This window comes from Streptomyces dryopteridis, assembly GCF_049606955.1.
In the GTDB taxonomy this organism is placed as follows: Bacteria; Actinomycetota; Actinomycetes; order Streptomycetales; family Streptomycetaceae; genus Streptomyces.
Map to the genome: position 1 here is coordinate 5,898,809 of NZ_CP187113.1, position 12,493 is coordinate 5,911,301.

12 protein-coding genes are annotated in these 12,493 nt (G+C 76.1%); 8 read left to right on the forward strand and 4 right to left on the reverse strand.

From position 1 onward, the window contains the following. The first annotated feature begins 144 nt into the window (after positions 1-144). Entirely contained in the window at positions 145-897 is a 753-nt protein-coding gene (locus ACN20G_RS25580) for a class I SAM-dependent methyltransferase (protein WP_424215162.1), read from the forward strand. Between the two features lie 21 nt (positions 898-918). Here ACN20G_RS25580 and ACN20G_RS25585 read toward each other — a convergent pair whose 3' ends face one another. Further along, on the reverse strand, positions 919-1,875 hold the full coding sequence (locus ACN20G_RS25585; protein ID WP_424215163.1) for an alpha/beta hydrolase fold domain-containing protein: 957 nt from the start codon (positions 1,873-1,875) through the stop codon (positions 919-921). Positions 1,876-2,068: 193 nt separating this feature from the next. Between ACN20G_RS25585 and tdh the strand changes: the two genes are divergently transcribed. Beyond that, entirely contained in the window at positions 2,069-3,097 is a 1,029-nt protein-coding gene (tdh, locus tag ACN20G_RS25590; protein ID WP_424215164.1) for an L-threonine 3-dehydrogenase, read from the forward strand. Between the two features lie 107 nt (positions 3,098-3,204). Continuing rightward, positions 3,205-4,407, forward strand: coding sequence for a glycine C-acetyltransferase (locus ACN20G_RS25595; RefSeq protein ID WP_424215165.1), 1,203 nt, complete (start codon positions 3,205-3,207; stop codon positions 4,405-4,407). Between the two features lie 22 nt (positions 4,408-4,429). On the opposite strand, the gene ACN20G_RS25600 is transcribed toward ACN20G_RS25595, so the two are convergent. Continuing rightward, positions 4,430-5,101, reverse strand: coding sequence for an MSMEG_1061 family FMN-dependent PPOX-type flavoprotein (locus ACN20G_RS25600; protein ID WP_424215166.1), 672 nt, complete (start codon positions 5,099-5,101; stop codon positions 4,430-4,432). Positions 5,102-5,171: 70 nt separating this feature from the next. On the opposite strand from ACN20G_RS25600, the gene ACN20G_RS25605 reads away from it, so the two are divergent. The 3 genes from ACN20G_RS25605 (at position 5,172) to ACN20G_RS25615 (ending at position 7,970) form a co-directional block, all read left to right on the forward strand. After that, positions 5,172-6,086 (forward strand): LysR family transcriptional regulator, encoded by a 915-nt coding sequence (locus ACN20G_RS25605; protein ID WP_424215167.1) that lies wholly within the window; start codon positions 5,172-5,174, stop codon positions 6,084-6,086. Between the two features lie 142 nt (positions 6,087-6,228). Next, positions 6,229-7,137 (forward strand): SIS domain-containing protein, encoded by a 909-nt coding sequence (locus ACN20G_RS25610; protein WP_424215168.1) that lies wholly within the window; start codon positions 6,229-6,231, stop codon positions 7,135-7,137. Then, the gene (locus ACN20G_RS25615) at positions 7,134-7,970 is read left to right on the forward strand and encodes a class II fructose-bisphosphate aldolase (RefSeq protein WP_424215169.1); all 837 of its coding nucleotides are present in this window, start codon (positions 7,134-7,136) and stop codon (positions 7,968-7,970) included. The genes ACN20G_RS25610 and ACN20G_RS25615 overlap by 4 nt, the downstream gene beginning before the upstream one ends. Before the next feature lie 77 nt (positions 7,971-8,047). Here the strand turns inward: ACN20G_RS25615 and ACN20G_RS25620 are convergent, their stop codons facing one another. Then, positions 8,048-9,349 carry a sulfite oxidase gene (locus ACN20G_RS25620; RefSeq protein WP_424215170.1) on the reverse strand — a complete coding sequence of 434 codons (1,302 nt, stop codon included), beginning with the start codon at positions 9,347-9,349 and terminating at the stop codon, positions 8,048-8,050. A 245-nt stretch (positions 9,350-9,594) separates the two neighbouring features. Here ACN20G_RS25620 and ACN20G_RS25625 point away from each other — a divergent pair, with 245 nt between their 5' ends. Next, positions 9,595-10,770, forward strand: a complete 1,176-nt coding sequence (locus ACN20G_RS25625; RefSeq protein WP_424215171.1) for an LLM class flavin-dependent oxidoreductase — start codon at positions 9,595-9,597, stop codon at positions 10,768-10,770. Further along, positions 10,767-11,861 carry a zinc-binding dehydrogenase gene (locus tag ACN20G_RS25630; protein ID WP_424215172.1) on the forward strand — a complete coding sequence of 365 codons (1,095 nt, stop codon included), beginning with the start codon at positions 10,767-10,769 and terminating at the stop codon, positions 11,859-11,861. The genes ACN20G_RS25625 and ACN20G_RS25630 overlap by 4 nt, the downstream gene beginning before the upstream one ends. Here ACN20G_RS25630 and ACN20G_RS25635 read toward each other — a convergent pair. After that, positions 11,812-12,348, reverse strand: a complete 537-nt coding sequence (locus tag ACN20G_RS25635) for a GNAT family N-acetyltransferase (protein ID WP_424215173.1) — start codon at positions 12,346-12,348, stop codon at positions 11,812-11,814. The genes ACN20G_RS25630 and ACN20G_RS25635 overlap by 50 nt on opposite strands. Positions 12,349-12,493 lie beyond the last annotated feature (145 nt).

The following is a 12,493-nucleotide window of genomic DNA, read 5'->3' on the forward strand; positions in this document are numbered from 1 at the left end:
GAACGGGTCACCCCGGCCCGGTTCGGGCGGCGCGCCCGGACGCGGGGGGCGAGGCTGGAGCCACCTCACACGGCAGGACCGACCCGGGGCGCCCCCGCCCCGGGTCGGTCGCGCCGCACCGCCCCCGGTCGGAAGGCGAGCCCCATGCGTCTGGACGACGTCCCCCGTACCTCCACCGCCCCCGCCTCCGGCGACCGCCTCGCCTTCGCGGTCGCCGACGCCCACACCCTGCGCGCCGCCCTCGACGAGCACGCCGACACCCTCACCGCCGGCGCGGTCCGCGATGGCCGGCCCGGCCCCGACCTCCTCGACCTCGTGCGCGCCGGGGAGGGCCCCGCGGGCGGCCCCGCCGACACCCCCGGCCCCGCCCCCGCCTGGTCCAGGGCCCACGCCCGGGCCGCCCGTACCCTCCGGCTCGCCGTCGACCCCACCGCCCCCGGCCCGCGGGCCCTGCCCGAGCTGCCCGCGCACGCCGCCTTCGACGCGGCCACCGCCTTCCACCTCTTCGACCTCGCCGGGGACCGGGCCGCCCTGCACGCCCTGTTCGCCGCGATCCGGACCGTGCTGCGCCCCGGCGGAAGACTGCTCGCGGTGGTCTCCAACGCGGGCGCGTTCCCGGGCGCGGACTGGACCCGCTACGGGCTGCGGGTGCGGGAGCGACTGACGGCCGGGGACGCGCCGCTGGTCCGGGTGGAGGTGCTGACCGACCCGCCGCTGCGGCGGGACCTGCGGGCCTGGTCGCACGCCGATTTCGCGGAGGCCGCCGTAGAGGCCGGGTTCGCCCGGGTCGGGTGGCGTCCGGTGCGCACGCCGCCGCCCACCGAGGAACGCGACGAGGCGTTCTGGGCCGACTACCGGGCCCGGCCGATCAGCTCCCTGATGACCGCCACCGCCTGACCGCCGCCGCCCGCGCGGGCGCTACGAGGGCTCGGGCTCGGCGAGGGAGCGGACCAGGGCCACCAGTCGGGCCCGCGCCACCCGGCCCTCGGGGACGGGCAGCAGCGGATAGCCGTGCGGCAGCCCGGGCTCCTCGTGACAGTCCACCGCGACCCCGGCCGCGCGGGCCCGCCGGGTGACCTCCCGGCTGTCGGTGACCAGCAGGTCCCGCGAACCGGTGAACACCGTCAACGGCGCGAGACCCGCGTGACTCCCGTGCAGCGGACTGACGAGCGGGTCCTCCGGCGGCAGGGTGCCCGCGTACAACCGGCCCGCCTCCCGCAGCCCCGAACGCGCGAGCACCGGGTCCACCCGTTCGATCTCGGCCTGCTCCGGATGGCTCACCGTCGCGTCCAGCCAGGGGGAGATCAGCACGATCCGGGTCGGCTGGTCCCCGGAACGGTCCCGCAGCCGCTGCGCCGCCGCCAGCGCCAGCCCGGCGCCCGCCGCGTCCCCCAACAGCAGGGTGCCGCCCCGGCCGCCGTCCGCCAGCAGCCCGCTGAGCAGGTCGGTGGCGATCGGCACGGACCGTACGGCGGTGCCGCGCGGGGCCAGCGTGTACGCCGGCACCACCACCCGGGCCCGGGCCTCGGTGACCAGGGTGCGCACCAGCGACCAGTGCGGGCGCCCCAGCTCGTGCACGTACGCCCCGCCGTGCAGGTACAACACCCGCGCCGAGGGCTCGCCCGTCAGCGGGGCCACGTCGTACACCGGCCAGGCCCCGACGAAGGTGCGCGAGACCTCCGCGACCCGGCCCAGCGAACGCGGCGGCAGGTGCGAGGGGGGTCGGACGGCCGCGCGGGCCACCGTGGCCCGGATGGCCGAGGACTCCCCGTACCGTTCCCGTCGCCGCGCCGCCGTCAGTCCGGCGGCCAGCAGCCTGGTGCGCAGGCTCGGGATCGCCGAACCGCGCCGCACCAGGTCCCGTCGTGCGTTCACTTCTCCGCGCGCGCCTGTCGCGCCCTCCCCGGTCACGTTGAGGAGCATAGGCGTGAAGGGCGCCTGTAGCCCCCCTTCAGAAATCCTCGATGGACCGGAAGCGGTCTTGATCGGCAGATTGGATCCCGACCGCACGTCGCACCCGACCCCCGGGTCGCGCCCGCCCCACCCCCCACCGCCTGGAGCCACCCCCATGAAGGCACTCGTCAAGCACAAGGCCGAGCCAGGACTGTGGCTCATGGACGTGCCGGAGCCGGAGTACGGGCCGGGTGAGGTGCTCATCAAGGTGCTGCGCACCGGCATCTGCGGCACCGACCTGCACATCCGCTCCTGGGACGGCTGGGCGCAGGGGGCCGTGAAGACCCCGCTGGTGCTCGGGCACGAGTTCGTCGGCGAGGTCGCGGCCCTGGGCGCCGACGTGCGCGACATCGAGGTGGGCGCGCTCGTCAGCGGCGAGGGCCACCTGGTGTGCGGGCGCTGCCGCAACTGCCTGGCCGGCCGCCGGCACCTGTGCCGCTCCACCGTCGGGCTCGGCGTCGGACGCGACGGGGCCTTCGCGGAGTACGTGGTGCTGCCCGCGCAGAACGTGTGGACCCACCGCACGGCCGTGGACCTCGACGTGGCCGCCGTCTTCGACCCCTTCGGCAACGCCGTGCACACGGCCCTGTCCTTCCCGCTGGTCGGCGAGGACGTGCTGATCACCGGCGCCGGACCGATCGGCATCATGGCCGCGGCCGTGGCCCGGCACGCCGGCGCCCGCAACGTCGTGATCACCGACGTCAGCCCCGAACGGCTGGAACTGGCCCGCAAGGTCGGGGCCACCCTCGCCGTCAACGTCGCGGAGTCCTCGATCGCGCACGCCCAGGAGACGCTGGGGCTGCGCGAGGGCTTCGACGTGGGCCTGGAGATGTCGGGCCGGCCCGAGGCCATGCGCGACATGATCGACAACATGACCCACGGCGGCAGGATCGCGATGCTGGGCCTGCCCGCGCAGGAGTTCGCGGTCGACTGGTCGAAGATCGTGACCTCGATGATCACGATCAAGGGCATCTACGGCCGTGAGATGTTCGAGACCTGGTACGCGATGACGGTGCTGCTCGAAGGCGGCCTCGACCTGTCGCCGGTGATCACCGGCCGGTACGCGTACACCGACTTCCAGGCCGCGTTCGACGAGGCCGCCACCGCCCGCAGCGGCAAGATCATCCTGGACTGGACGGCCTGACCGGCCCTCCCCCCGACCCCGGGCCCCGCGCGTCCCCCGCCGCGGGGCCCGGACCCCGTTCCACGCACCGCACCGCGTCCCGCACACACTTCAGGAGAGCGAACACCATGTACCAGTCCGTCCGTGAGGACCTCCGCGCCACCCTCGACGAGATCCGCGCGGCCGGATTGCACAAGCCCGAGCGGGTCATCGGCACCCCGCAGAACGCGGCCGTGGCCGTCACCGCCGGCGGCGCCCCCGGCGAGGTCCTCAACTTCTGCGCCAACAACTACCTGGGCCTGGCCGACCACCCCGAGGTCGTGACCGCCGCCAAGGAGGCCCTGGACCGCTGGGGCTACGGCATGGCCTCGGTCCGCTTCATCTGCGGCACCCAGGAGGTCCACAAGGAGCTGGAGGCCCGCCTGTCGGCCTTCCTCGGCCAGGAGGACACGATCCTGTACTCCTCCTGCTTCGACGCCAACGGCGGCGTGTTCGAGACCCTGCTCGGCCCCGAGGACGCCGTCATCTCCGACGCCCTCAACCACGCCTCCATCATCGACGGCATCCGCCTGTCCAAGGCCCGCCGGCTGCGCTACGCCAACCGCGACCTCGCCGAGCTGGAGGCCCGCCTGAAGGAAGCCTCCGACGCGCGCCGCCGCCTGATCGTCACCGACGGCGTGTTCTCCATGGACGGCTACGTCGCCCCCCTCGCCGAGATCTGCGACCTCGCCGACCGCTACGACGCCATGGTCATGGTCGACGACTCGCACGCCGTCGGCTTCGTCGGCCCCGGCGGGCGCGGCACCCCCGAGCTGCACGGGGTGATGGACCGCGTCGACATCATCACCGGCACCCTCGGCAAGGCCCTCGGCGGCGCCTCCGGCGGCTACGTCGCGGCCCGCGCCGAGATCGTCGAGCTGCTGCGCCAGCGCTCCCGCCCCTACCTGTTCTCCAACTCCCTGGCCCCCGTCATCGCCGCCGCCTCCCTCAAGGTCCTCGACCTGCTGGAGTCCGCCGGCGACCTGCGCGAGCGCCTCGCCGCCAACACCGCCCTGTTCCGGACCGCGATGACCGAGGCCGGGTTCGAGATCCTGCCCGGCGACCACGCCATCGCCCCCGTCATGATCGGCGACGCCGCCGAGGCCGGCCGGATGGCCGAACTGCTGCTGGAGCGCGGGGTCTACGTGATCGGCTTCTCCTACCCGGTGGTCCCGATGGGCGCGGCCCGCATCCGGGTCCAGCTGTCGGCGGCGCACACCACGGCCGACGTGGAGCGCGCGGTGGCCGCGTTCGTCGACGCCCGCGCCGCGCTGGCCGCCGAGCGCGCCTGACCGCGGCCGGGGCGGGGCCGGCTCATTCGTAGCGGTGCAGCAGGGACTCGCGCTCGGAGCGACGCACGTCCTCCAGCGTGAGCCCCGGCAGCGCCAGGTGGGAGAGGGTCACCTCGGCCGAGGTGGGCGCGGCGTCCTCGGCCGGCCACCGCTCCGGCCGCCAGGCGTCCGAGCGCAGGAACGCCTTCGGGCAGTGCTGGTAGACCTCCTCCACCGCCACCACGATCGCGCTGCGCGGCGGTTTGCCGACGGGCGTCAGCCGAGCCAACAGCCCCGGGTCCGCCGAGACGCAGGCCCGACCGTTGGCGCGCAGGGTGGTCGCCCGCCCCGGGATCACGAACACCAGCCCGGCCCGGCCCGTCTCCACGATGTTGTGCGAGCTGTCCAGCCGCTTGTTGCCGGTGGCGTCCGGGATCGCCAGGGTGAACTCGTCGAGCACCGACACGAACCCGGCCGGCCCGCCCCGGGGGGTCACGTCACAGGTGCCGTCCGCGCCCGCGCTCGCCACGAACACCAGCGAGGACCGTGCGATCACCGCGCGGGCCGCCCCGTGGATCCGGTCCACGACCTTGCGGCGCACCAACTCGCTCGGCGCCTCGTACAGCTCCCGCAGCTGCTCGCCCGAGCGCACGGCCCCGGCGGCGAGGGCGTCGAACAGGGTCCCGTGATCGGCCGGCGCCGAAGTCTCCGTCATGGACACGCAACCTAGCCGGGCGACCGTGAAGGCGGTCGGGCGGGGGCGGGGGGACTGCGAGAATGGGGCGGTGATCGACCCCCGCCGGCTGCGCGTCCTGCGCGCCGTGGCGGATCACCGCACGGTGACCGCCGCGGCGGCAGCCCTCTACCTCACCCCGTCCGCCGTCTCCCAGCAGCTCGCCGCGCTGGAACAGGAGACCGGCCACGAGCTGCTCACCCGCAGCGGCCGCGGGGTCCGGCTCACCGCCGCCGGCGAGATCCTCCTCGCCCACACCCACGCCGTCCTCGCCCAGCTCGAACTCGCCGAGGCCGAACTCGCCGCGTACGCCGGCGGGACCGCCGGGGAGGTGGTGGTGGCCGGGTTCGCCACCGGCATCGCCGAGGTCCTCGCCCCCGCGATCGGCATCCTCGCCCGCACCGCGCCCGGGGTCCGGGTCCTGGTCCGCGACGCCGAGGGGGACCAGTCCCTGCCGATGCTCCTGGACTCCGAGGCCGCGATCGCGCTGGCCGTCGAGTACCGGGGCGCCCCCGGGGCCTCCGACGGCCGGCTGTCCATCGTCCCCCTGTACGCCGAGCCCTTCGACGCCGTCCTGCCCGGGGACCACCCGCTCGCCGACCGGCCCGAGCTGGCCCTGGCCGAGCTGTCGACGGCCGAGTGGATCGGGCAGTCCCCGCGCAACCCCTGCTACGACGTGACCGTCGTGGCCTGCGAACGCGCCGGGTTCCGGCCCCGGCTGCGGCACGTATCCGACGACTTCCGGGCCGTGACCGCCCTGGTCGGCGCCGGGGTCGGGGTGGCGCTCGTGCCCCGCTCCGCGCTGCGCGGCACCGACCTCGGCGCGGCCGTGGTCCGCCCGGTCACCGGCGCGCCCGCCACCCGGCGGGTCTTCGCCGCCACCCGCAAGGGCGCCGAGGGGCACCCGCTGATCGCGCCCGTCCTCGCCGCCCTGGCCCGCGCGGCCGAAACCCTCGACGAGCACTGAGCCCACCCCCGACGCGCCCCGCACCGGGGCGCCGCCCCCGCGCGCCCACCGACCCCCGATTGATCGACGTGGATGCTTGAACTTGCTCCAAACGGCGCACTATCGTGCAGAAAAACGCACCACCGCCCCCGAGGGAGTCGGCGTGAGCCATGTCGCCAACGAGCTGAGCAGCCAACCGGATTGCTGGGAACGGGCGGCGGCGGCCGCCCCCGGACTGCGCTCCGCCCTCCCGCGCCGGGGCGAACGCGTCGCCGTGGTCGGCTGCGGCACCTCCTTCTACATGGCCCAGGCCGCGGCCGCCCTGCGCGAGGAGGCCGGCGAGGGCGAGAGCGACGCCTTCGCCGCCTCCGAGTTCCCCACCGGCCGCCGCTACGACCGGGTCGTGGCCCTGACCCGCTCCGGCACCACCACCGAGGTCCTCGACCTCCTCGCCGGCCTCCGCGCCGCCGGCACCCGCACCACGGCGATCATCGGCGACCCGGCCACCCCCGTCGTCACCCTCGCCGACGACCTCGTCGTCCTCGACTTCGCCGACGAACGCTCCGTCGTCCAGACCCGGTTCGCGACCACCGCCCTCACCCTGCTGCGCGCCCACGTCGGCGCCCACGGGCCCAAGGCCGTCGCCGACGCCCGCACCGCCCTGGCCGAACCCCTCCCCGAAGACCTCCTGGACCGAACCCAGTTCGCGTTCCTCGGCCGCGGCTGGACCGTCGGACTCGCCCACGAGGCCGCGCTGAAGATGCGCGAGGCCGCCCTGGCCTGGTCCGAGTCCTACCCGGCCATGGAATACCGGCACGGACCCGTCAGCATCGCCGCCGACACCACCGCCACCTGGATGCTCGGACCGGCCCCGATCGGCCTGGCCGAACAGGTCGCCGGCACCGGCGCCCGCTGGGTGGACCACGGCCTCGACCCGCTCGCCGAACTCGTCCGCGTGCACCGCCTCGCCGTGGCCGTCGCCGAACGCCGGGGCCTGGACCCCGACCGGCCGCGCAACCTCACCCGGTCCGTGGTCCTCGACGCCCACCCCGCCCCGGAAGGCGCCCGATGAGCCTCGCCCCCGCCGGCCGGCTCGTCGCCGAGGCCGTCGCCGCCGACCGCGCCGTCGCCGCGTTCAACATCATCACCCTCGAACACGCCGAGGCCGTGGTCGCCGGCGCCGAACGCGTCGGCCGCCCCGTCATCCTCCAACTCAGCGAGAACGCCGTCCGCTTCCGCGCCGGCCGGCTGCTGCCCATCGCCCGCGCCGCCCTGGCCTGCGCCGAGGCCGCCGACGTGCCCGTGGGCCTGCACCTCGACCACGTCAAGAGCGCCGACCTGCTGCGCCGCGCCGCCGACGCCGGATTCGGCTCCGTCATGTACGACGCCGCCCACCTGCCCTACGCCGAGAACCTGGAGGCCACCCGCTCCGCCGCCGACTGGGCCCACGCCAACGGCCTGTGGATCGAGGCCGAACTCGGCGAGGTCGGCGGGAAGAACGGCTCCGCCCCCCTCGACCCGCACGCCCCCGGCGCCCGCACCGACCCCGACGAGGCCCGCCGGTTCGTCGCCGACTCCGGCGTCGACGCCTTGGCCGTCGCCGTCGGCTCCACCCACGCCATGCTCACCCGCACCGCCGGCCTGGACCACGCCCTGCTGGCCCGGCTCGCCAAGACCGTGGACGTGCCCCTGGTCCTGCACGGCTCCTCCGGCCTGCCCGACGCCGAACTCGCGGCGGCCGTCGCCGGCGGGATCCGCAAGGTCAACATCGGCACCGCGCTCAACGTGGCCATGACCGACGCGATCCGCGCCCACCTGACCCCCGCCGACCCCCGGCCCTACCTCACCGCGGCCCGCGAGGCCATGGCCGAGACCACCGCGCACCTCATCACCGCGCTGGGCTGATCCTCGGGCGGGAACGGACCGTCCCCACGGCGGCCCGTCCCCGCCCGACCCGCCGACCGCCGTCGCGGGCCGGCGGCTCAGGCCACCACCGTGACCGGGTGCCGCACCACCGCGTCGAACAGGTACCCCTGCGCGTTCGCCCGCGCCACCTCCGGCTGCACCCGGCCCGAGGCGTCCGCGGCCCGCGCCAACAGTACCGCCGGCCCCGCCGCGTGCGGGGTCCACGGCACCGACCACCGCACCCACGTGCCCCGACGCGGCGCGTCGTGCAAGCGGGCCCGCCGCCACCGCAGCCCCCCGTCCACGCTCACCTCCACCTCGCGCACCGGCGCCCCGCCCGACCAGGACCGGCCCGTCAGCACGTGCGTGCGGTGCGCCGGCAGCTCCGCCCCGAGATCCAGCTCGAACGCGCTCTTGAGGCTCTGCCGGGTCAACGGCTCGCTCCCGCCCGCCGGCCACTCGGGCCCGAACATCCGGTACAGATCGGTGTTCCACGGGCTGTACAGCGGCTCCGTCGCCACCTCCACGTCCCCCAGCCACTTGATCGAGGAGATCCCGATCCACCCCGGCACCACCAGCCGCGCCGGCGCCCCGTGGTCGGCGGGCAGCGGACGCCCGTTCATCTCCCACACCACCAGCACGTCGTCCAGGGCCTTCGACACCGGCAGCGGCCGGCGCACCCGCCCCAGGTTCACCCCGTTCGTGACCACCTCCGCGTCCAGACCGCGCGGCAGCACGTCCACCGCGTGCCGCGTGATCCCCGCCGCCCGCAGCACGTCCGCGAGCCGCGCCCCGCGCCAGCGGGCCACCCCGATCGCCCCCAGGGTCCACGCCGTGCCGGACACCGCCTGCCCCTGCTGCGAGGTGTAGAAGCCGCGCCCATTGCCCGCGCACTCCACCGCCAGGGTCCGCTCCACCACCGGCAGCCGCCGCAGGTCCCGCAGCGAGAACTCCGACTCCCGCCCGCCGCGCAGCCCCGCGCCCCAGACCCGCAGCCGCCAGGCGTCCCGGTCGAGCACCGGGGTGACGGTGTGGTTGCGGACGAAGAAGCGCTCGATCGGCGTCTCGTGCCCGGTGCCGCGCAGCGCCGAGAACCGGGTCTCCGCGTTCGTGCCGCGCACCGTGAACCACTCCGGCGGCAAGGGCTTCACGGTCCCCGGCACGGTCGGCGGCGCGGGCGGCGCGGCCGCGAGCGGGGCCGGGGACGCGGCGGCCGGGCCCGCCCCGAGCACCGGAGCCGCGCCGGCCGCGGCCCCCAGGGCGAACAGGCGCAGCAGGTCACGCCGCTCCAAGCCCGCGGTCCGGGCCCGCCCCCGGGCCCACTGCCGCAACCGCGTCCGGTCGTGCTCCCACTCCCCGATGCCCTCGTCCGCGCCCATCGCGCCGTCCCCTCCGCCGTGCCGATCGGTCCACGCCGTCCCGGGGACGGCGTGACGGACGGTAGCGGGCCCCGCCGGCGCCCCGGAAGCTTCGACCGGAGGCCGCCACGGGCCCGCAACACTCCCGCAACACCCGGCCCGTCCGGGCCCCTGTCCCACTGAGCGGGAGCCCGGGCTCCCGCCCCGTTGAAAGCCCCGGGCGCGCGGTGTTGGTTGGAGCCCACCGAGCCCGGAAGGAGCCCGCGATGCGACCCCCACCCACCCTCCCCGAGCGCTTCGGGGTGTTCCTCGCCCCCTACCACCGGCCCGACGGCGACCCGGCGGTCCAACTGCGCTCCGACCTCGACCTCGTGACGGACCTGGACCGACTGGGCTACGACGAGGTCTGGGTGGGGGAGCACCACTCGGCCGGGTACGAGATCATCGGCTCGCCCGAGCTCTTCCTCGCGGCGGCGGCCGAACGCACCAGCCGCATCCGGCTGGGCACCGGCGTCAACTCCCTGCCCTACCACCACCCGCTGATCCTCGCCGACCGGATCTGCCAGCTCGACCAACAGACCCGGGGCCGGGCCATGCTCGGCGTCGGCCCCGGCCAACTCCCCTCCGACGCCGCCATGACCGGGGTGGACCCGCTGCGCTCGCGCGCCATGACCGCCGACGCCCTCGACGCCATCGTCCGGCTGCTGCGCGGCGAGACCGTCACGGCCGCCACCGACTGGTTCACCCTCGCCGACGCCCGCCTCCAACTCGGCCCCTATCGGCGCCGCGAGATGGACGTGGCGGTGGCCTCCGCGATCTCCCCGACCGGAGCCGTCCTCGCAGGCCGACACGGGCTGGGCCTGCTCTCCCTGGCCGCCGGCGACCCCGCCGGCTTCGACACCCTCGACACCAACTGGGCCGCCCACGAACGGGCCTGCGCCGAGAGCGGGCACCTCCCGGACCGCTCCCGCTGGCGCCTGGTCACCCCCGTCCACCTCGCCGAGACCCGTGAACGGGCCCTGACCGAGGCCGAGTACGGGGTCGGCGACCTCCTCGACTACGTGGAGGGCCTCACCGGCACCCGCCCCGAGGGCTGCGCCGACCCGGCCTCCGCCGTCCGCCGCTGGACCGAGGAGGGACTGCCCACCTTCGGCCGCGCCGTCATCGGCACCCCCGAGGACGCCGTGGAGCGCATCGTCGCCCTCGCCGAGAAGACCGGCGGCTTCGGCACCTTCCTCATCCTCCGGCTCGACCTCGCCGAACCCGCCGCCGGCCTGCGAAGCCTGGAACTCTTCGCCGAACGCGTCGTGCCCCGGCTCACCGGCTCCGCGCACGGCCGCGCCGAGAGCCTGGCCTGGGCCGGAGCCCACGCCGAACGCTTCGTCGGCACCCTGCGCCAGGCCACCCTGGAGGCCATCGCCCGCAAGGGAGAGGTCCGATGAGGGCCGCCGTGCTGCGCCCCGAACCCGGCCCCGACGGGCCCCTGTTCGAGGTGGTCGAGCACCCCGAGCCCACCCCCGGGCCCGGACAGGCGCTGCTCGCGGTCGAGGCATGCGGGATCTGCGGCTCCGACCTCGGGGCCGTCGCCCACACCGAGGAGTTCCTCGGCGCCGCCCGCGACTCCGGCGCCCACGGCTTCCTCTTCGACCCCACCCGCCCCCTCGTCCTGGGCCACGAGTTCTCCGCCCGCGTCCTGGAGTACGGGCCGCAGGCCGCCGGACCCGACCCGGGCGCGCTGGTGGTGGCCCTGCCCTGGGCCCTGGACGCGGCCGGACGGGTGCGCACCGTCGGCTACAGCAACGAGTTCCCCGGCGGCTTCGGCGAACGCCTCGTCGTCCAGGCCGCCGCCCTGCTGCCGGTCCCCGCCGGCCTCGACCCGGCCGCCGCCGCCCTCACCGAACCCCTCGCCGTCGGCTTCGGGAACATCGCCCGCTCCGTCGCCGGCCCCGGCACTCCGGCCGCGGTCCTCGGCTGTGGCCCCGTCGGCCTCGGCGCCGTGGCCGCCCTGCGCGAACGCGGCGCCGAACCCGTCGTCGCCTCCGACCCCTCCGCGCTGCGCCGGGCCGCGGCCCTCGCCCTCGGCGCCCACACGGTCCTCGACCCGCGCGAGGCCGACCCGATCGAGACCTGCCGCGCCCTCGCGGGCCGCGCTGCGGCCGACCGGCCCATGACCGTCGTGAACTGCGTCGGAGAACCCGGCCTGTTGGGACGGCTGCTGGAGACCGTGCCCCGGGGCAGCGAGATCCTCCAGATCGGCGCGGTCACCGGCGAGGACGTGATCCGGCCCGTCATCGGCATCCACAAGGACGTCACGATCCGGATGTGCCTGACCTACCCGCCGGCCGAGTTCGGCGCCACCCTCACGCGGCTCGCGGAGGGCCGGATCGACCCCGCCCCGCTGCTCACCGGGCAGGCGGGCCTCGGCGGGCTCGACGCGGCCTTCGCCTCCCTGCGCCGACCCGAGGAGCACGTGAAGGTGCTGATCAGGCCCGATTCCCCGGAGACGAGCCTGCGGCCGGTGCGGCGGGGCTGAGGAAGAGGTCCATGGCCGGGAACCGGGCGTCCTCGAAGCCGAGCCGCCGGTAGACCGGCTCCCCGTCCGCGCTGGCGTGCAACTGCACCAGCTCCACCCCGAGCCCCGCCAACCACGCCACCAGCTCCGTCACGATCCGCGCCCCGTGCCCCCGCCCCCGGGCCGGCTCGTCGGTGACGATCGCGTCCAGGTACCCGCGCACCCCGTCCAAGCGCCCCGGGTGCGGCAGGTGGTGGGTGAGCCACGCCGCGCCCGTCGCCAGCAGGGGCTCGCCCGGCGCGCCGCCCACCACCCGGCAGGCCCAGTCCGCGCGGTGGCCGATCCGCACCGCGAACCACTCGGCGGCCGCCGCCCGCCACGGCGCGTCCGCCGGCCCCGGGTCCACGCCCAGGGCGGCCAGGGCCACGCCCCGCAGGCGCACCAGCTCGGGTATGTCGGCGTGCGTCGCGGCCCGCACCGCGGGCCCGTCGAGTCGATCCTGCGTCATGTCCGTTGCCCTCCCGGCCTGTCGAGGGCGAATCGGGCGCCCACCCTCCGGCGCCATTCTCCCCGGGGCGATCCGCGGCCCGCCGGTCGGGCGGCACCCCTTCCGGATTTGTGGAACAGGTTCTACTCTGTCGGCCGCCGGCCCG

Coding starts and splice junctions, on each gene's coding strand:
- ACN20G_RS25580 (WP_424215162.1), top strand. CDS start 145: ATGCGTCTGGACGACGTCCCCCGTACCTCCACCGCCCCCGCCTCCGGC.
- tdh (WP_424215164.1), top strand. CDS start 2,069: ATGAAGGCACTCGTCAAGCACAAGGCCGAGCCAGGACTGTGGCTCATG.
- ACN20G_RS25595 (WP_424215165.1), top strand. CDS start 3,205: ATGTACCAGTCCGTCCGTGAGGACCTCCGCGCCACCCTCGACGAGATC.
- ACN20G_RS25600 (WP_424215166.1), bottom strand. CDS start 5,101: ATGACGGAGACTTCGGCGCCGGCCGATCACGGGACCCTGTTCGACGCC.
- ACN20G_RS25615 (WP_424215169.1), top strand. CDS start 7,134: ATGAGCCTCGCCCCCGCCGGCCGGCTCGTCGCCGAGGCCGTCGCCGCC.
- ACN20G_RS25620 (WP_424215170.1), bottom strand. CDS start 9,349: ATGGGCGCGGACGAGGGCATCGGGGAGTGGGAGCACGACCGGACGCGG.
- ACN20G_RS25625 (WP_424215171.1), top strand. CDS start 9,595: ATGCGACCCCCACCCACCCTCCCCGAGCGCTTCGGGGTGTTCCTCGCC.
- ACN20G_RS25630 (WP_424215172.1), top strand. CDS start 10,767: ATGAGGGCCGCCGTGCTGCGCCCCGAACCCGGCCCCGACGGGCCCCTG.
- ACN20G_RS25635 (WP_424215173.1), bottom strand. CDS start 12,348: ATGACGCAGGATCGACTCGACGGGCCCGCGGTGCGGGCCGCGACGCAC.